Source organism: Aminobacterium sp. UBA4987 (assembly GCF_002396985.1).
GTDB classification, from domain to species: domain Bacteria; phylum Synergistota; class Synergistia; order Synergistales; family Aminobacteriaceae; genus Aminobacterium; species Aminobacterium colombiense.
In genome coordinates, this window is sequence record NZ_DGZF01000011.1 from 34,084 (window position 1) to 52,676 (window position 18,593).

Consider the following 18,593-nt stretch of genomic DNA (forward strand, 5'->3'; position numbering starts at 1 on the left):
ACAAGGGCGGCTATATCCTTTTGACTTTCCGCCTTCTGCTTCTCAAAATCACTCTGCGTTTTTTTTGCCCGTTCAGCAACAGAAAGATACCGCTGATAGAGAGCGATAAGGGATTCAAGCCCTTTCAGTCGACTGTTTATTTACCCTTCTGTTAGCCCCACCTGCTCAGAAGTAAGCAGAGGCTGGGAAGACTGAAGAGTTTCTATGGTTTTCTCTATTTCAACAATACGCTGCTTTATCTTTTCTGGAGTGAAAAAAGACTCCTCCTGAGCAACTCCCTCACCGCTGCTGCTCAAAGGCACTGAGCCTGGCAAGGGCAACACCGCACCACAGCCTGCAGTGGGCAAAGCCATGAATATAGACATTAAAAGCAACAAAATCCACGCCCTTGGCAACCTTGCGGGCCATGTCTTTTTCATCTTCTCATCACTCCCGGATAATAAAAGGCGGGCTTTTCAGCCCGCTCATTATTATCTCATAGTCTTTTTACAGAGAAAAAGAAATTTTACTTATTCTCTTGCGGACCAAATAGTTCTGCAATAATATCCGCTACGTATTCTTTTTTGGTAATTCTCGTTACATTTGTACCGCAGAAGAATAACCCTTCTTCCCAATTACCGAAAAAAGCATCGATAAGGGCCTGTGCGATACAGAAAGTCTTCCGCTCAGTTCGATATCGGCAATGGGTCAGGCAGTTTGCAATGCAGGGCTTGTTTCCAACGGTGCCTTCACGCAAATACTTATCTATAAAGGGAGACCGCAGGGCACGACCTGGAAGGCCGGCCGGGCTCTGGATGATCACCACATCTTCTTCTGTTGCATCAATATAGGCCTGCTTGAAACGATCTGATGCGTCTCCCTCATAGGTGCAGGCAAAACGGGTTCCCATCTGCACGCCACTGGCTCCAAGGTCAAAAGCATGCTCAATATCTTCGCGAGTCCATATTCCTCCCGCTGCAATAACTGGGGTCGGGGTTTTTAGCTCTTTCTCCACATACTCAACAACCTCTGGTACAACTTTCTCAAGAGAGAACTCTTCATTTTCAACCTGCTCCATCTTTGTTACGCCAAGATGGCCGCCGGCATACAGCGGTGTTTCAACCACAAACCCATCAGGCAAGCGATTGTAGAGCCTTTCCCATCGCCGGGCGATGAGGCTGGCTGCTTTCGCAGAACTTACGATAGGAACAAGAGCCACTTCTGGAAAATCTTTCGTATAGTCGGGAAGCTTGATAGGCAATCCGGCTCCGGAAATAATGATATTCACCCCGCCCTCACAGGCTGAGCGCACGTGAAGTTCATAATCGGTCAGGGCAACCATACAGTTTACAGCGAGAACTCCTTTTTCGCCGGCAATCTCACGAGCCTTGATCAAACCTTCTCGTACGGCTCTCTGATTCGCCTCAAAATAGTTGCGCCCCGTGTAGTAAGGCTGATTACAGGCCAGCCCTACACTGGCTATGGTGCCGACCCCTCCATGTAGCGCCACATTTCCAGCCAGATTAGGACCGGATATGCCAACGCCCATACCCCCCTGGATCAGGGGATAACGCGGTTGATATTTCCCTATTTTTAAAACTGGAATGGAACGGCTCAACAACATCTCTCCTCTTTATATACATTGATCTTGTCTCATTTTAAAACAAGCTTGTTTATTCTATCTCAAAAAGGAGATAACCTTCAAGAAAATAAATCAAAAAGGCTGCCAAAAGAAGAAAATTCTTCTGACAGCCTTCATATTCGACACAACAGTTTCGCTATTTTGTTAAAACAACCTTATATCCACCCTCATACTGCTCAATTGCCACATCCCATTTTTGGCTCCGTGCGAAACGGGCAACATTTTCTCGAGATGTTACTGTATCAACAAGAATTTCAACTTGCCCTCCAGAAAGATCTTTAAGGGCTTTTCGGGTTTCCAGCACAGGTTGAGGACAAGAAAGGCCTCGTGCATCCACAATAATTGACTCACTCATTATCCATGCCTCCTAATTAAGACGCTGCCTCATGATCAAGCCAACGGCCAAACAAAAAACCAGACCCACTATTGTTGCTGAAGGGCCAAAGGCAGCTGGGCCTGCTCCAGAACTCGCCAAACTGAAATTATGGCTCACAGCCGCTCCCACAAGCATGCCAAACACAAAGACTGCCGCATCGCCGTCACCTTCGCCGCTCATAATCAACTGACGGCCAGGACAACCGCCAGCTAAAGTAAAGGCCAATCCTGAAAGCACCATCCCCATGAAATTCCAGAGAGTATTGGTATGGGCTATAGGCTGACCTTCAAAGCCAGGATGAAACTTGCCAATAACAATATTCGTTGCAAAAGCTATAACAATAAAGGCTAAAACGCCATTGAAAAGGTGAGAATCCCGCACCATGACAAGGTCACGGATAGCTCCTACGGTGCAAAAACGGCTTCTCTGAGCCATCCAGCCCACAAGCAGGCCAACGATGAGGGAAATGATTATGGGAGCGTGAGCGGAGCCAGGACCGCTCTCTGAGAAAAAGATGGGACCAGTCCCATCTTTGCCAAAGGCAGGAGCCATGATCACAAGAACAAGCAGCGCAATAGCAGCTACTGGCATAAAGTAACCAGTCCCCTTGGGAGCTTCATAAGAACGTCCCAGGCTGAATCCCTTCCACAGAAAAACAATTCCAATGCCTATACCCGCAACCAATCCCGCAATACCTGCAATAGCATTCCAGTCTCCGCCGGCAAGACGAAGATAGGCACGCCAGGGGCAACCAAGGAAGACAAGGGCCCCGATCATGGCGAACATTCCTAAAAAGAATCGAATGACAGGAGCTGAACCACTTCGGGGAACATACTCACGATACACAAGAGCAGAAACAAACGAACCAAGAATAAAACCAGCTATTTCAGGGCGAAGATATTGAACAACCGCAGCCCTGTGCAAACCGAGAGCTCCGGCAATATCTCTGGTGAAACAAGCGACGCAGATTCCCATGTTTCCCGGATTCCCCCACCGAACGAGTAGAGCAGCCAGAAGACCTACCACTCCACCTGTAATAATGGGGCCCAGACGTGACATGAGAAGGGAATTAAAACCTTTCAACACAAACACCTCACTTAAATAGAATAAGCCTATTATACTTAGTAATAATAATTATTACCATTGTTTTGACCTTCATGCAACAACAAAATAAAGATTGGCTAAAATACCATGTTTCTTTTCTCGTTGACTGAGATAGAATAGAAAAGGACATATTGACAAAATTTTAGAAAGGAGTGCTGAGTAATGAGAAAAAACCACATACTTATGCTTGCCATATTTTTTCTGCTTGTCTTCACCCTTCCAGGTCTAGCAGCAGAGAAAGAGCCGCTTTGGCAATTTGAAGCAGGGATGCCCCTTACCGGAACTCCAACCTATGATAAAGGTGTTGTATATATAGGAGATCAGGGGGGAGCAGTCTACGCTCTTAATGCCGAAACAGGCGAACTGATATGGCAGTATGATGCTGGAACTTCCATTAATGGCGCCGCCGCTATGAATGAAAAAACTATTTTTGTAGGGGGAACAGATGGACGTGTCTTTGCCATTGAAAGATCTTCAGGCAATTTGCTCTGGCAAACTCTTCTCGGCCTGGACCTGGCTCCCGGCGCTATATGGGGCTCTCCCATATATGGAGCAGAACGTCTTTTTGCTGGCAGCGCAGACGGCAGAATCTATGCTTTTGACCCAGAAACAGGAGTGGTTCTCTGGACTTTCGACACTGGGCGGGAGCTTCGCTCTACCCCTCTCTATCATGAGGGGCTGATCTTTGTAGGAGATCATATAGGCCGTTTTCACGCCCTGGATCCCAAAACGGGCAATAGACAGTGGGGTGGCGGTTCTGGCGGTCCCATCGATACGGCTACAACCACATGGAAGGGATTCATCTATTTTGGAAGCTGGGACGGATTGCTCTCCTGTGTAAAGATAAAAGGCATTATCCCCCAATGGAAATATAACGCCAAGTCGGCTATTACCACTTCCGCAACTCCAGAAGATGGCCGGCTGTTCTTTGGCACACAGAAAGGAATTCTCCACGCTGTGGACGCTATTACCGGCCAGATGCTCTGGACCTATGAAACCGAAGGAGCCATGCAAGCGACCCCTATAGCCTTCAATAACATTGTCTATATAGGAACAGCTACCGGCAAAGTAGCGGCCATCTCTGCAATAGACGGAAATATGATCTGGGAATATCAGACAAACAGAGAGATCCTGGCATCTCCAGCACTGGGAGACGGCAGAGTGTTCTTTGGCAGCATGGATGGGAAAGTTTACGCTTTTTCCACAGAATAAAAACAAAAAATTAAGGGCCGGTACAAAGCCGGCCCTTTTTCTTTATCTTGTTATTTACAGCCTTTTAGCGTCTCTTGCCAAGGCATCCGCACGGTCCGTTCTCTCCCATTGAGGAAGGGGGTCAAGGTCAATACGCCCCATGTGCCCATAGGCAGCGAGACGGCGATACTGTGGTTTCCTCAAATCGAGGTCTCGAATGATAGCAGCAGGCCTGAAATCGAAATGCCGTTCAATAAGATCTGTAAGGGCCTCGTCTGAAATCTTGCCGGTTCCAAAGGTATCCACCATAAGAGAAACAGGTTCGGCCACTCCAATAGCATAGGCGATCTGGATCATACATTTTTCGGCTAACCCTGCAGCGACTATATTCTTAGCCGCGTAACGGGTCATATATGCACCGGAGCGGTCTACTTTAGTGGGGTCTTTGCCTGAAAAAGCACCCCCGCCGTGAGACACCCAGCCACCGTATGTATCAACAATAATCTTTCGGCCGGTGAGCCCTGTGTCAGCCATAGGGCCTCCCTTGACAAACCGTCCCGTAGGGTTGACAAGAATTGTCGTATCAGGCCTCAAAAGGTGTTCTGGCACCACGGGCTTTATAACGTGCTCTATGATATCACCACGAATCTGAGCTTCTGTCGCTCCTGGATGATGCTGAGCAGACACAACAAGGTTTTCTGCCCTAATTGCCTGACCGTCTACATACTCAAGAGACACCTGGGTCTTTCCATCGGGGCGAAGATAGGGAATGGTCCCATTTTTACGAACCAGGGCCAAACGCCGTGCCAACCGGTGGGCCAATGCGATAGGCATAGGCAAATATTCCTCAGTTTCGGTACAAGCATACCCAATCATCATGCCTTGGTCACCCGCACCGACCTTAGCCACTTCAGCCTCTCCCATTTCTGTATGGGATCGAACTTCAAGGGCCGTATCAACACCCTGGGCAATATCAGAAGACTGTTCATCTATGGCTGTAAGAACCGCACACGTATCACCGTCGAAACCATATTTCGCTCTGGTGTACCCTATCTCTTTTACAATATCTCTCGCCAATTTGGGAATATCCACGTATGTGGATGTACTAATCTCTCCCGCCACCATAACCATGCCTGTGGTCACAAGAGTTTCACACGCCACTCGCCCCATGGGGTCATCTGCCAGAATCGCATCGAGAACTCCATCAGAGATCTGGTCTGCAATTTTGTCAGGGTGTCCTTCTGTTACGGACTCAGACGTAATCAAAAACTTTCTGTCTGCCATTTAGCAACCTCCAATTCAACAGATATAGATAAAAAAAGAACCCTTTCCAAGAGGAAGGGCTCTTTTCACACGCAAAAAGTCACACATTCCTCTCTTATCATCCAGCCATAAGGCTGCAGGTATTGGCACCATGCCTTGCTGCTATTGGCAGGTTGCCGGGCTTCATCGGGCCAGTCCCTCCACCTCTCAGGATAAGAGATACATTTGTAAAGTTTCAAAACACCAGCTTTAGAATTATAGAGGAAATTCAAAAAGTGTCAACTGGCGGATCAAAATCTGTTGTAGACGGCCAAGCCATCTTAACTTATAACCTCTTTGCAAATTCTTCAATAAGCTCCTTGGTAGGAGCTTTCATATTCTGAGCAGAAACATTTATTATAAGCTTATAAAGATCAACGGAACTCGCTTCTGCTACTCCCTTAAACAAGGGAAGAAAACTTGAGTGACATCCAGAAAGACCAAGTATCAATTGCTCCGGTGGATTAGGATTGTGATAGCAATGTTGGAGATCTTGCGCAAGGTCTTTATCTATAAAGGACAAAAGCGAAAAGAGATCATATTCCACACTCTCTCCAGAACGAAGCAGGGCAGCAATAAAAACCTCTGTCGGAATATTCCCTACGCTGCGGGCCATCCCCATTACTCCACAATCAATAGAAGTAGCACCGGCCTGTAATGCCGCAAGTCCATTTGCTACCGCAAGTCCCAGATTATTATGGCCATGAAATCCAATGGGAATTGAAACTTTCTTTATCATAGCCTCAACATACTTTTTAACTTCATCAGGAAGCATATAGCCGGCAGAATCCATTATAGTTACAGCCTGAGCACCATATCTTTCAAGAGAACGTGCTTCCTCAGCCAGTTCATCTGGAGGGAGAATGTAGCCTTTCATAAGGCTTGTACGTACTTTTATTCCACACCCTCTTATTTCTTTAATTAAATCCTTAGCTTTTGCAGAATCCCCAGCATTTATACCTACGCGAAGAAATCCCAACCCTTTCTGAGCAGCTAGTTTAATCTCACTTATAGTGGCATGTTTCGGTTGGCAAAACATTCCTACCTCTGCCTGTGAAAAATAAGGAGAGCCAATCTCCAGATACTCCTCATCAGACAAAGGCGCATTTTTTACACCGGCTTTGTTCCCTCCTAATCCACTAGGATGCCCGTATTCTATAACTTTTATATTGCTATCAATGAGACCTTTCATTATTTTTTCAGTAAGCTCTTTTGGGAAGCCTGCACCTACTACGTTGCCGCCATCCCGTAGAGTACAGTCAAGCAGTTCCACCATATACGCCATCACTCCTTATCAGTCGCTCCAGTCGTTCGTCAATTGTCTTCCTTTTCTGAAGTCTCTCAGCAACGGGAAAACAACAGAAATGATTATTAACACTATAATGAAAAAACTGATCGGTCTAAAAAGAACAGGGACAAGGCTCCCATGAAAAAGGGTAAGGGTACGCCTAAACTCAGCTTCCACCATAGGGCCAAGAATAAGGGCCAGAACTATGGGGGTAGGTGAAAAGTTAAACCTTTCCATAAAATAACCAAGGACTCCGAATCCAAAAAGCAGCCAGACATCAAGGAAATTATTTCTTATCGAATATGATCCTATAACGCTCAAAACACAAATTATAGGTGCCAATACTTTAGTAGGAGTTTTGACTATTTTCACAAACTGCTTGGCAAATGCAAATCCTATTACCGCAAACATTATATTTGCGACAAATAGAGAGACCAGAAGAGTGTACGTTATTTCTCCATATTTTGTGAAAAGGTTTGGGCCCGGTATCAAACCCTGGATAGTGAGACCCCCTATAAAAACAGCCGTTACCGCGTTACCTGGGATACCCAATGTGAGGGCAGGGACAAGAGATCCTCCTGTTACAGCATTGTTAGCGGCTTCTGGGGCCGCTACACCTTCGATGTTTCCTTTTCCAAAAGACTCCGGGTTTTTAGAAGCTCTTTTAGCTTCGTTATAGCTAAGAAATGCTGCTATGCTTGTTCCTGCTCCAGGCATTATTCCCACTATCACACCAATGACAGAAGATCGCAACATGGTCTTCCACGTACGTCTGATATCTTCTTTTTCTGGAATGATACGGTCCGAAAATTTCAGACTCTCTGGGTTAACAATTATAGAAGTCCTATCATTTACAGATATCTTTATTGCCTGAGAAAGGGAGAAAAGGCCTATAAGGGCCGGTAGAATAGGTATTCCATCGAGCAAAGAATCGTTGTTGAAAATAAAACGGGGGAAACCAGTAAAATTATCCATTCCTGTGGTTGCAATTAGCAAGCCAAAAAACCCTATTAAAAGTCCTTTCAGGTAACCCCCTGTGGAGATACTAATGATCACTGACAAACCAAATAAGCCTACAAGAAAATATTCCGACGGTCCGAATTTCAAAGCCATTTTTGCAAGAAAAGGAGCAATACAAAGAAGAGCCATAGCGCTAATAATACCGCCAACTAAAGAAGCCGTTGTTGAAATACCGATAGCCTTCCCCGCTAGCCCCTGCTGCGTCAATGGGAAACCGTCAAAGGTAGTCGCTATGGATGCATCTGTTCCAGGCGTACGAATAAGTATAGCTGTCAAAGAACCACCATAAACTGAGCTGCAATAGACTGCTCCAAGAAGCATCAATCCCACTTTTGGATCCATGCCAAAGGTTAGCGGGATGGCCAGAGCAACTCCCATTGTTGATGAAAGACCAGGAAGAGCTCCTATAATAAGACCCGCAATCGTTCCCACAAAAAGAATAAAAATAGATGCCGGTTCAAAAACGTGTCCCAAAGCTGGGATAAAATATTCCATCATCGTCATTCAACCTTCCTTAAAAAAAGATTCCTTTAGGTATAGGAATGTTGAGCAGGGTTTCGAAAAAGAAATAGATAACCACTGTAGTCCCTACTGAAACGAGAGTCGTGACAAGCCATGACGCGGCACGCATTAAAAACATGAACAAGAACAAAAAAAGGATTGTCGAGGAATAGAACCCGAGTATTTCGATAGATGCTATATAAGCAAAGATAATACCCCCCACAAAAAAGACTCTTGAAAGCGGTTCTTCTGTCTGTACAACATTTTCTTCAGAAGATTTTTCTTTTCTGATCGATCGTACTCCCAGAAGAAAAGATAGGATTATTAGTGCCACACTATAAATAATAGGCATCATTTTTGTTTGAGCAGGATAACTCCAAGCTCTTACCAAGGCTGCAATTCCAACAAAAAACATCAAGAAAGAGACTCCAAAATCAGCTTTTTTCAATCCCTGACTCTCCCTTCTTACCAGAGATAGAAACCGAGGGAGTTGACCCCGGAGGAACTACTCCCTCGGTGTGTTTCTTGAGATTCTATTCTGACATCATGGAATAAACATGAATTTATTCCTACTTTTTAATCCAAGGGGATGTTTTCCAAAGATCGGACCAGAGCTTATCTTGCTCTATCAACAGCGTCGTAAACTCTTCCCCAGGAATAAAATCGATAGGCATATTTAAGTTTTTAAGTTCGCTCTGATATTCTGGCGTAGCCACTATTTTTTTCATTGCTTCTACCAGAATATCAAGTGCTTCTGCAGGAATGTCTTTGGGTGCAGCGAAACCCCGCGACGCTGTTCCTTGCATTACGGTAGGGTATCCAAGTTCTGAGAAGGTAGGAACATCTGGCAATTCTGCAGAACGCTTCGTATCCTGTACAGCTAATGCATGTAGCTGTCCACCCTTTACCATTTCAGCCACTTCTGAAACATTCACAGCAATAACATCGATATGGCCACCGAGAAGAGCAGCTTTGGCAGGAGCATCCCCCTCGTAAAGAACAGGATTGAGATCTACGCCAGCCTGTTTCATGAACTCTGCAACACCAAGATGGTCCCCTGCGCCAAAACCTTCGTGGGAAATGGACAACTTTCCCGGGTTAGCTTTTGCTTCTTTTACAAGATCTTCTAACGTCTTAATCGAGCTATCTGGTCTCACGCAGAAGATGCCGGGGTCAGTTACAACATTAGCAATGCCAACAAAATCGGTAATTCTATAACGCACTACATCAGGTTGAACAATAGGATTTACGATAACTCCGCTAAGATTGATCAGCCCTATTGTGTAGCCATCAGGATTAGCTTTTGCAATGGAAGTAAATCCTACACTTCCACCAGCACCTGGTTTATTGACGACTACAAAAGGCTGCTTGAGTTCAGCCTCAAGATACTTGGCTGTAATCCGTGCAAGAATATCCGTACTTCCGCCAGCCGCATATGCAACTATCATGTTGACTGGTTTCGTGGGATATGCAGCAAAGGCCGTTCCAGAAAAAACGACCAGGAATATCAGAACAACGACAACAAGAATCTTCTTCATAAAGACCACTCTCCTTTTGAAAGCAACTTCTTGACCAGGATACATACTGGAGACGTTCATTCTGCGCATATTAATTCACTGCATGGATTTCTTCCAAATATTCGATGAAACGCTTCACCCCCTCACAAATATCTTCTTTTGAACAGGAATAAGAAATACGTACAAAACCAGGAGACAAAAATGCGGTTCCCGGTACCATAGCTACATTTTTACGTTCTAGAAGTCCTTCACAAAAAGCAACGTCATTTTCTAAATAAATACCATTCTCTCTTTTCAGACATGAAGAAATATCTACAAAAACATAAAAGGCTCCCTGAGGTTTCACAAAATTGATGTATTCAATCTGTGATAGCAAATCTACAATAAGATTTCTTCGTTCAAAAAAACCTTTACGCATGGTTTCGCAGTATTCTTGCGACTTAACCAGCGCCCCTACAGAGGCCCATTGGGAAATGGTGCTCGTTCCCGAAGTAAGATGACCCTGAAAGTCTGAGATCGCTTTTATGAGCTTTCCAGGACCAAGGGCATAGCCTATCCTCCATCCCGTCATTGCAAAGGCTTTGCTAACGCCATTGACATTCAGCACCCAATTTCTTGCTTCAGGGCAAACCTTCAATATCTGGGGGCATTCTTCTTGATCAAAGACAAGCCGTTCATAGATCTCATCATTAATAATCATGATGCCCTTTTTACAAGCTAGTTCAGCCAACCCTCTCAAACACTCTTCTGGGTAGATAGCCCCTGTTGGATTGTTAGGGGAATTTATGATCATTGCCACCGTCCTGGGGGTTATAGCCTTTTCTGTCCTCTCAATATCTGGAATGAAATTCGTATCTGACGTTTCCACTTCCACCGGGACACCTTCAAAAAGCCTGATTTGCTCTACATAGCTCACCCATGCCGGCGGAAAAACTATTACTTCATCACCTGGGTTGACAAGAGCACCCAGCGCTTCATAAATTAACTGCTTAGCACCGGTTCCTACAACAATTTCACGCGATGGATCATAGATCAGCCCCATATGATCGCGATAATACTCCCCTACTGCTTCGCGAAGAGAGGCTATTCCACTTGTCGGAGGATAATGTGTTTGTCCTTCATCCATAGCCTTCCGCGCAGCTATCACTGCTTCTGACGGTGAATCGTAATCGGGTTCTCCGGTTGTAAAAGAAATTACCTTAAATCCATGGCTTCTTTTTTCACGGGCTTTTGCTGCCATTAAAGATGTAGCTGAAGGTTTCATACGGGCAATTCTGTCACTTATTCTCATAATCTTTCCCCCATACTTTCTCCAGAGTTTTCTTGATAGAATGCGTTCCAATTCAATGCTATTTCGCTGAATTTCCCCACCCGCTCACGCGCGTGCTCCCAATCTTCCATAGCAACAGATGTTGCAAGAGCATTAAGAACAGCCATAACCGCGACATTCGAGTTGAAAAAACTCATGCTTTCATATTCAACTTGCAATACAATATCCGCCAATATTCCCGTAGGAGAAATCTCGCTATCTGTTATCGCTATGATTTTGCAACCGGTTTTTTCAGCTTCTTGTGCCGCATGAACTGTAAAACGACTGTAACGTGGCAAACATATAGGAAGGAGAACGTCCTTTGAGGATATTCTGGAAAAACAGTCAAAATACTCCGTTGTTTCATGAGAAATCAACGTCACACGATCTCGAATCTGTTTCATAACACCGCTAAAATACATTGCTGAAGGGTACTGAGTCCCCAAGCCAACAACAAATACCTCATTTGCCTTCGATAGCAAAGTTACGGCATCGTTAAACAAAGTGTCGGGAATTCTTGAGAGAGTTTTTTTAACATTTTCAATATCGTTGCGCACGGAATCGCGAAATGTGAAATTACCGTCTTTGGTGACAGCTCTTTCCATACGTTCAGTAGGGAGTATTCTCCGCCGCAAATGTTGCTGGATCTCCTTTTGCATCTCAGGAAATCCAGAATATCCCATATCCACTGACGCACGGGAAATAGAGGATGTGCTTATGCCTATTTTTTCTGCGAGATCGCCAATTGCGAGAAAAGCAGCAACATCTGGATAATCAAGGATAAATCGAATCAACTTTTCTTGAGTTCCCTTACTTTTGGGATAGGCCATTTTAATACGTTTCATGTTCCCTCCCACCTCTCTTTGAAAATATATTACCATATTTCTATTGGAATATAAAAATAAATTTTTATCTTTTTGAAAAGGCTGACCATTAGGATCATTTTTTATGTTGACTTTTGCTTTCATTAAGAGGGTTACTAACGCAATCATTTTCTAGGGTTCACTAAGGTATACTTATATGTGAAAAAGACCAACAACATGGAGAAAAAACATGAGAATATTCAGGAGAAAGAAAAAAATAGGACTAGCCCTTGGGGGAGGCGCTGTTCTTGGCGCTGCTCATATCGGGGTATTAAAAGCAATCGAAGAGTTTAACATCCCCATCAGCTATATCGCTGGAACAAGCATTGGAGCAATCATCTCTGCCTTTTACGCCTTTGGCAAAAACTGGGAAGAAATGGCAATTCTTCTGAAAGGGTTGAACTGGCTGGACATTTCAAGAATCTCTCTATCGCAATTCGGGCTGCTCTCAAATAAAAAACTCGGCAAACTCATAACAGACAATCTCGGAGATGTTTCCTTTGACGAAGCCTGTATCCCCCTCGCGATGATAGCAACGGATATTACAAGCGGTGAAAAAGTGGTGCTTAAAAGTGGAAATGTGGCGGCTGCCGTAATGGCAAGCTCGTGCATCCCAGGTATTTTTATTCCTGTGGAGATAGACAATCGACTCCTCGTCGACGGCGAACTTGTGGAAAATGTCCCCATAACACCCCTTAAGGATATGGGAGCTAACTTCATCATCAGCGTTGATCTCTTTGGCAAATTAAAGCAAAAAAAACCAGAGAATATTATAGAAGTGCTATTCAAATCCTTCCACATCGCGCTGGAAACCGCTACAAAACTTCAGACAGAGGAAAGCGATATTCTTATCAGGCCAGACCTTTCCCCTTTCAACACTTTCGATATAAGCAAAGCTGAGAATATAATCGAAATAGGGTATATGGAAGCAAAAAGAATGTTGGGGGAAAATAAAATTGTGGGTTAGAAGTCCTTATTTTTGGATAAAAACTGCCACTGCATAAATTGCAAAAGGAAATCCCCTGTTTATTTTTGCTTATTTAAAAAAATATTTCTAAATTTGAACATACAATATTATTAGTGTATATTAATATTAAATAAAAAACGCCCCCACAGGGAGGGCGTGAGGTCGTTTATTTCCAAAATGAAATAAACGGAGCCTTACGGACGAAAGTCCTTACTGTAAACAGTCTGACAATCCCCGCTTAGATACACTTGTTTAATTAAACGCTATAAGTCAACTTTTGTCAATTTATGAAGGAGGGAGAACCTTGTCTAAACAATCAGAAACCATTTTAGGTTTAGATGTAGGAACAAATTCTATCGGCTGGGCTCTCTTGGAAGTTAGAGGAGAACAGCTTCTCTCTATAAAGAATTGTGGTGTTCGTATTTTTCCGGAGGGAATTACAAGAGATAACAAGGGAAAAGAAACTCCTCTTAACCAAGAAAGACGCCTTGCAAGAAGCATGAGAAGACAAACACAAAGAAAAACTGGGCGTATGCGGCACCTCTTATTAACATTACAAAAAAACAATCTCCTTCCTCTTGGCGAACTTCACGACTTAGAAAGCCCTCTTGCTATTTTAATGAAAGAAGACCCTTATATCCTACGCAAAAAAGCACTGTATGAATCGATAGAACTTCATCTCTTTGGGAGGGCCCTCTATCACCTGGCACAACGTCGAGGTTTTCTTTCAAATCGCAAAAGTATTTCCCAAGGTGAAGCCAAAGAAAAAAGCGTTATGAAAGTCAGTTTTTCTCAAACAAGAAAAGCTATGGAAGAAATGCACGCTTTAACTTATGGGGAATTTTTAGCAAATTTAAATTCTCATGAGCAACGCAGGCGGGGGCAATATATTCTAAGACAATGGATAGAAGATGAGTATGAAAAAATTTGGTGTCGCCAAAGCGTGTATTATCCTGAGATTCTGACGCCAGAACTTAAAGAAAGTATTAAAAAAATTATTTTCTATCAACGTCCGCTTAAACTCGTTAATCATCTCATTGGGAATTGCCAGCTTGAGCCACACCGAAAAAGAGCACCTATGGCCTTTCCTGCAGCACAGTATTTTCGCATGTTACAAATGATAAATGACACACAAATACAATATGAAGGGCAAACACGGAAACTGGCTCAAGAAGAGCGCTCTAAGCTTATAGAAAAACTCCTTCAAAAAAACTTAAAGTTTAATGATGCTCGTAAAGTTCTCAAATTGCCCAAAAGCAGTTCTTTTAACATGGAAAATGGATCTAGAAAAGATTTTCTTGGGGTCTCCACAATACCTAAATTTATAAAAATTTTTGGCGATAAATGGGAAGCCTTAACCCCCGAAGACAAATCCCAAGTTTTTGAAGACTGGTGGAGTTATACGAATGAAGAAGCCCTTATCAAAAGGATGCAAGAAAAATGGCAACTTCCCTTAGAAAAAGCAGAAAAATTTGCCAAGCTAGAATTAGAAAGTGGATACTCTGCATTTTCTAGAAAAGCCTTATCTAAACTAATTCCCCTTCTCGAAGAAGGGCTCTCTTTACAAACATCTATCATCAAAATCTACGGAGAAAAGCCTTCTCAGATTGGTGTTGATAAGCTTTTACCTGCTGAAAATGTCAGGAATCCTATTGTTCAACGTTCTCTCTCTGAAATACGAAAAGTTGTAAATGACTTAATTAAAAAACATGGAAAACCAGAAATCATTCGCATAGAACTCGCAAGAGATCTTAAACGAAACATCGCACAGCGACAAGAAATTTTTAATAAACAAGAACAAAGAAGAAAACAAAGAGAAAAAATAGCTCACAAAATAACTCAAGAAATTGAAATTCAGTACCCTTTACGTCGAGATATAGAAAAAGCATTGCTTTATGATGAATGTAAAGGTATTTGCCCATACACTGGCAAAAGCATCAGCTTTTGTGACCTTTTTGGTGCTCATCCACTCTTCGATGTGGAACACATTATCCCTTTTAGTCGTTGTCTCGATAATTCTTTCAACAATAAAACTCTTTGTTTTGTAGATGAGAATAGAAATATCAAAGAGAATAGCACGCCTTGGGAAATTTATGGTCATGATCCCGAAAACTGGCAAGAAATTATTCAGCGGGTAGAAAAATTTGGTAACTTTGAGAAGCTAAGACGTTTTAAATTAAAAGATGTATTTAATGGTGGAGACAACTCTGCTTGGGATGAGTTCGCAAGTCAACAGTTAAATGACACAAGATATATAACCCGTTTTGCGACTCGCTATTTAAGCCAACTTTATTATTCAGATAGCAAATTGCATGTACAACCAATAAGATCAGGAAGAATCACCGCTTTTCTTCGAAATGCGTGGGGACTTAACAATATATTGGGTGATGGAATAAAAAATAGAAACGATCACAGACATCATGTAATAGACGCAATCACGATAGGACTCACAACTTCTTCCACCATAAAAGATCTTTCCATGGCTTCTAAAAGGAGCTTTCGTTCGGGAAGCTTCGATTCAGATAGTTTTCCGAAACCTTGTAACGATTTTTTTAATACAGTAAAGAAGTCCATTGATAAAATTATTGTTTCTCACAGGGTCTCTCACAAGATTAATGGGCCTCTACATAAAGAGAAAATGTATGGTTTCATAGAATCCGACACACATGGGGAACCGGTAAAAGCTGTAATCCGTAAGCCTATAGAAACTCTTTCAATAAACGAAGTAGAAAAAATAGTGGATCCTGTAGTGAAAAAAGCCGTAAAAGAAAAATTACGAGAATCTTCCTACAAAGAACCAAGCAATGCTTTTGCGGTCAAAGAAAACCATCCTTTGCTTTTTTCTAAAAATGGCACACAAACACCTATTCATAAAGTAAGAGTGTTCCAAAATGATAAACCTAAAACTATTGGGCGAAAACAAAACAAGCGAAATGTTTTAACATCAAACAACCATCATCTTGAACTATATTTATCTAAAAGCCATAGAGGGAAAGAAACATTCCAAGGAAAAGTTGTAACTAACCTCGAGATGATGCAATCTTTGGCAAAACTAAAAAAACGTAATTCACAACAATCTCTTTATCCATCTCATGATGAAAATGGAAATCCTCTCGCCATGGTTCTATTCAAGGGAGATATGGTGAAAGTTACTTGGAATAAAAAGGATGTTATATGTGTAATTCAATCGATATCAAAAGGAGACATCGAAATGAGACTCCACAACGACGCAAGACCCAATAAGGAAAGGAAAAAAGAACGCATTCGATTTCGGTCATTTCCATCTCTCTACGACGCTAACATTAAAAAAATTCATATTTCGCCAACAGGGTTTATTCATGAGTAATCATCTAATAGATATTAGCGAAGCTTCCGGTTATTTACACATACAAAATCATCAGCTTATTATTCAATTTAAAGACAAATCTCCTCCTGCTTCTGTACCTGTAGAAGATATTACAGCCTTAGTTGTGTCTTCTCCAGACACAATCTATAGCCATCAACTCCTCTCGTCTTTGGCGGAAAGAGGAGTATCTCTTATTATTTGTGGAAGGAATCGTCTTCCAAATGGAATATTTTTGCCAATACAAGGTCATTCAATACAAACAGAACGCCTTAAAGCACAAGCTGAAGCCTCTTTACCTTTAAAGAAACAACTTTGGAAAAACATTATACAGGCTAAAATACGAAACCAGGCAAATCTACTTAAAAAATTACGTGGGGATGATTTCGGACTTTCCTATCTCTCTAATAAGGTGCGATCAGGAGATCCTGAAAACAAAGAAGGACAAGCAGCTAAAATTTATTGGGCTAATCTGTTTAACAATCCACACTTTAACAGAGGAAAGGATGAGCCCCCACCAAACAATTATCTTAACTACGGTTATGCTGTCCTTCGTGCAACTGTTGCAAGAGCTATATGTGCATCGGGACTTCATCCCTCATTAGGCCTACACCACCATAACCGCTATAACTCTTTTTGCCTTGCTGATGATATCATGGAGCCATTCAGACCTATTGTAGACGAAGAAATTGCACAGTTAGTACATAAAAACGAAATTGAATTATCGCTGAACAGCGCACATAAAAAAAGGCTTCTCCAAACCTTAACAAAACCTTTCATTTACAACCAAGAGACAAGAACTCTTTTTGATATTGTCTCTCGCATTACATCAAACCTAGCCCAAATTTTCCTTACCGGCAAAGGCTCTATTGCTTTCCCCAACGTTATTTCAGAAAGAAAATGACGAGAAAAAAACAGGAGGTGGCGAAACTTTCGCCGTATAGAAGCATGTGGGTTATCGCAATGTTTGATCTACCTGTTGATACCGGAGAAAATAGAAAAGCATATACTACCTTCCGCAAAAAACTCCTTAATGAAGGATTTATGATGCTCCAATTTTCTGTTTATGCTCGGTTTTGTTCCAGTCATGATTCCGCCTCAACTTACCGCGCCAGGATAAAAAAAGTTTTACCACCAAACGGGCAAGTAAGACTTATTTATCTTACAGATCATCAATTCGGACGAATGGAAGTTTTTAACGGGAAAAAACGCACCTCTCCAGAAGGAAAACCCAAACAAATAATGCTTTTTTAAAAGAACAAAAGCCAGCTAACCCCCATTCGAACAAGGGTTAGCTGGCTCACAGTGTACCTAAGCGGTGATTATCAGTCAATTACAGCCGAGATTCCTTTTCCCACCGGTAAATTGATAGTGTACCTAAGCGGTGATTATCAGTCAATTACAGCAAGTTGACGATCTACTCCATGCGTGGCGATAGTGTACCTAAGCGGTGATTATCAGTCAATTACAGCGCAGACGGCACCTTTAAGGACGATACCTTTAGTGTACCTAAGCGGTGATTATCAGTCAATTACAGCATCAGTATCTATACTTGCTTTCGCGGTGTAAGTGTACCTAAGCGGTGATTATCAGTCAATTACAGCAGCGGCAACGACGCCAAGAGCTTCAACAGAGTGTACCTAAGCGGTGATTATCAGTCAATTACAGCATAAACTCTATCAAAGCCTTGTGGCGCAAAGTGTACCTAAGCGGTGATTATCAGTCAATTACAGCTATAAATAAAAGTGGCCGCAAGCCTGCCCGAGTGTACCTAAGCGGTGATTATCAGTCAATTACAGCGTTTCAGCGGCGCGGCTCGGGGTATGCGGCAGTGTACCTAAGCGGTGATTATCAGTCAATTACAGCTTTCTTTCGCCACGTAGCCACCGTTTTATTAGTGTACCTAAGCGGTGATTATCAGTCAATTACAGCATTACCTCGGCGAGGACCGCTACGACGGGCAGTGTACCTAAGCGGTGATTATCAGTCAATTACAGCTTATAGGGGGGTGGGGAAATGAATTATCTTAGTGTACCTAAGCGGTGATTATCAGTCAATTACAGCTAAGTTGTTCAAATGGATAGGCAAAAGCCCAGTGTACCTAAGCGGTGATTATCAGTCAATTACAGCTTTGTCTCCCTCGCCAGCTCACCTTCCCTGAGTGTACCTAAGCGGTGATTATCAGTCAATT

Annotated in this window: 16 protein-coding genes, 1 CRISPR repeat array and 1 riboswitch (1 of these 18 running past the window's edge); of the genes, 5 read left to right on the plus strand and 11 right to left on the minus strand. The window is 42.8% G+C overall.

Features of this window, described 5'->3' with window-relative positions; genetic code table 11:
• Positions 1-140: 140 nt before the first annotated feature.
• From B2U56_RS08060 to yedE, 4 genes are all read right to left on the minus strand, one after another.
• Positions 141-419, minus strand: a complete 279-nt coding sequence (locus B2U56_RS08060; protein ID WP_286677082.1) for a hypothetical protein — start codon at positions 417-419, stop codon at positions 141-143.
• Positions 420-505: 86 nt separating this feature from the next.
• Positions 506-1,603 carry an NAD(P)H-dependent flavin oxidoreductase gene (locus B2U56_RS08065; RefSeq protein ID WP_041459291.1) on the minus strand — a complete coding sequence of 366 codons (1,098 nt, stop codon included), beginning with the start codon at positions 1,601-1,603 and terminating at the stop codon, positions 506-508.
• Between the two features lie 154 nt (positions 1,604-1,757).
• Positions 1,758-1,976, minus strand: a complete 219-nt coding sequence (locus tag B2U56_RS08070) for a sulfurtransferase TusA family protein (RefSeq protein ID WP_013047563.1) — start codon at positions 1,974-1,976, stop codon at positions 1,758-1,760.
• A gap of 12 nt (positions 1,977-1,988) precedes the next feature.
• Entirely contained in the window at positions 1,989-3,083 is a 1,095-nt protein-coding gene (yedE, locus tag B2U56_RS08075; protein WP_013047562.1) for a YedE family putative selenium transporter, read from the minus strand.
• A 180-nt stretch (positions 3,084-3,263) separates the two neighbouring features.
• Here yedE and B2U56_RS08080 point away from each other — a divergent pair, with 180 nt between their 5' ends.
• Entirely contained in the window at positions 3,264-4,313 is a 1,050-nt protein-coding gene (locus B2U56_RS08080; RefSeq protein ID WP_286953200.1) for a PQQ-binding-like beta-propeller repeat protein, read from the plus strand.
• Between the two features lie 54 nt (positions 4,314-4,367).
• Here the strand turns inward: B2U56_RS08080 and metK are convergent, their stop codons facing one another.
• The 7 genes from metK to B2U56_RS08115 all read right to left on the minus strand — a co-directional run bounded on the left by metK (position 4,368) and on the right by B2U56_RS08115 (position 12,074).
• Positions 4,368-5,576 (minus strand): methionine adenosyltransferase, encoded by a 1,209-nt coding sequence (metK, locus tag B2U56_RS08085; protein WP_013047560.1) that lies wholly within the window; start codon positions 5,574-5,576, stop codon positions 4,368-4,370.
• 91 nt (positions 5,577-5,667) lie between these two features.
• Positions 5,668-5,774: riboswitch (SAM riboswitch) on the minus strand.
• 106 nt (positions 5,775-5,880) lie between these two features.
• The gene (locus B2U56_RS08090; protein ID WP_013047559.1) at positions 5,881-6,870 is read right to left on the minus strand and encodes a 4-hydroxy-2-oxovalerate aldolase; all 990 of its coding nucleotides are present in this window, start codon (positions 6,868-6,870) and stop codon (positions 5,881-5,883) included.
• Between the two features lie 18 nt (positions 6,871-6,888).
• The gene (locus B2U56_RS08095; protein ID WP_286953203.1) at positions 6,889-8,400 is read right to left on the minus strand and encodes a tripartite tricarboxylate transporter permease; all 1,512 of its coding nucleotides are present in this window, start codon (positions 8,398-8,400) and stop codon (positions 6,889-6,891) included.
• A 16-nt stretch (positions 8,401-8,416) separates the two neighbouring features.
• The gene (locus tag B2U56_RS08100) at positions 8,417-8,851 is read right to left on the minus strand and encodes a tripartite tricarboxylate transporter TctB family protein (protein WP_286953204.1); all 435 of its coding nucleotides are present in this window, start codon (positions 8,849-8,851) and stop codon (positions 8,417-8,419) included.
• A gap of 121 nt (positions 8,852-8,972) precedes the next feature.
• Positions 8,973-9,941, minus strand: coding sequence for a tripartite tricarboxylate transporter substrate binding protein (locus B2U56_RS08105; RefSeq protein WP_286953205.1), 969 nt, complete (start codon positions 9,939-9,941; stop codon positions 8,973-8,975).
• Between the two features lie 70 nt (positions 9,942-10,011).
• Positions 10,012-11,211 carry a pyridoxal phosphate-dependent aminotransferase gene (locus tag B2U56_RS08110; RefSeq protein ID WP_286953207.1) on the minus strand — a complete coding sequence of 400 codons (1,200 nt, stop codon included), beginning with the start codon at positions 11,209-11,211 and terminating at the stop codon, positions 10,012-10,014.
• On the minus strand, positions 11,208-12,074 hold the full coding sequence (locus B2U56_RS08115; protein ID WP_286953209.1) for a MurR/RpiR family transcriptional regulator: 867 nt from the start codon (positions 12,072-12,074) through the stop codon (positions 11,208-11,210). The genes B2U56_RS08110 and B2U56_RS08115 overlap by 4 nt, the downstream gene beginning before the upstream one ends.
• Positions 12,075-12,282: 208 nt before the next feature.
• Between B2U56_RS08115 and B2U56_RS08120 the strand changes: the two genes are divergently transcribed.
• The 4 genes from B2U56_RS08120 to cas2 all read left to right on the plus strand — a co-directional run bounded on the left by B2U56_RS08120 (position 12,283) and on the right by cas2 (position 17,656).
• A complete protein-coding gene (locus B2U56_RS08120; protein ID WP_286953210.1) occupies positions 12,283-13,059 on the plus strand; it encodes a patatin-like phospholipase family protein in 777 nt (258 codons plus the stop codon).
• A gap of 304 nt (positions 13,060-13,363) precedes the next feature.
• Positions 13,364-16,405: a type II CRISPR RNA-guided endonuclease Cas9 gene (gene cas9 / locus B2U56_RS08125; protein ID WP_286953212.1), complete on the plus strand. Its 3,042-nt coding sequence runs from the start codon at positions 13,364-13,366 to the stop codon at positions 16,403-16,405.
• Positions 16,398-17,306, plus strand: coding sequence for a type II CRISPR-associated endonuclease Cas1 (cas1, locus tag B2U56_RS08130; RefSeq protein WP_286953214.1), 909 nt, complete (start codon positions 16,398-16,400; stop codon positions 17,304-17,306). Before cas9 ends, cas1 begins: the two co-directional genes overlap by 8 nt.
• On the plus strand, positions 17,303-17,656 hold the full coding sequence (gene cas2 / locus B2U56_RS08135) for a CRISPR-associated endonuclease Cas2 (protein ID WP_286953216.1): 354 nt from the start codon (positions 17,303-17,305) through the stop codon (positions 17,654-17,656). Before cas1 ends, cas2 begins: the two co-directional genes overlap by 4 nt.
• 50 nt (positions 17,657-17,706) lie before the next feature.
• Positions 17,707-18,593: a CRISPR direct-repeat array (repeat unit 36 nt; unit sequence AGTGTACCTAAGCGGTGATTATCAGTCAATTACAGC); it runs 929 nt beyond the window's last position.

What these genes read in the sequence shown, in the direction of transcription:
- metK (WP_013047560.1), bottom strand. Translation starts at nt 5,576, where the DNA reads ATGGCAGACAGAAAGTTTTTGATTACGTCTGAGTCCGTAACAGAAGGA.
- B2U56_RS08115 (WP_286953209.1), bottom strand. Translation starts at nt 12,074, where the DNA reads ATGAAACGTATTAAAATGGCCTATCCCAAAAGTAAGGGAACTCAAGAA.
- B2U56_RS08060 (WP_286677082.1), bottom strand. Translation starts at nt 419, where the DNA reads ATGAAAAAGACATGGCCCGCAAGGTTGCCAAGGGCGTGGATTTTGTTG.
- B2U56_RS08120 (WP_286953210.1), top strand. Translation starts at nt 12,283, where the DNA reads ATGAGAATATTCAGGAGAAAGAAAAAAATAGGACTAGCCCTTGGGGGA.
- B2U56_RS08065 (WP_041459291.1), bottom strand. Translation starts at nt 1,603, where the DNA reads ATGTTGTTGAGCCGTTCCATTCCAGTTTTAAAAATAGGGAAATATCAA.
- cas1 (WP_286953214.1), top strand. Translation starts at nt 16,398, where the DNA reads ATGAGTAATCATCTAATAGATATTAGCGAAGCTTCCGGTTATTTACAC.
- B2U56_RS08080 (WP_286953200.1), top strand. Translation starts at nt 3,264, where the DNA reads ATGAGAAAAAACCACATACTTATGCTTGCCATATTTTTTCTGCTTGTC.
- B2U56_RS08090 (WP_013047559.1), bottom strand. Translation starts at nt 6,870, where the DNA reads ATGGTGGAACTGCTTGACTGTACTCTACGGGATGGCGGCAACGTAGTA.
- cas2 (WP_286953216.1), top strand. Translation starts at nt 17,303, where the DNA reads ATGACGAGAAAAAAACAGGAGGTGGCGAAACTTTCGCCGTATAGAAGC.
- B2U56_RS08095 (WP_286953203.1), bottom strand. Translation starts at nt 8,400, where the DNA reads ATGATGGAATATTTTATCCCAGCTTTGGGACACGTTTTTGAACCGGCA.
- B2U56_RS08070 (WP_013047563.1), bottom strand. Translation starts at nt 1,976, where the DNA reads ATGAGTGAGTCAATTATTGTGGATGCACGAGGCCTTTCTTGTCCTCAA.
- B2U56_RS08110 (WP_286953207.1), bottom strand. Translation starts at nt 11,211, where the DNA reads ATGAGAATAAGTGACAGAATTGCCCGTATGAAACCTTCAGCTACATCT.
- B2U56_RS08105 (WP_286953205.1), bottom strand. Translation starts at nt 9,941, where the DNA reads ATGAAGAAGATTCTTGTTGTCGTTGTTCTGATATTCCTGGTCGTTTTT.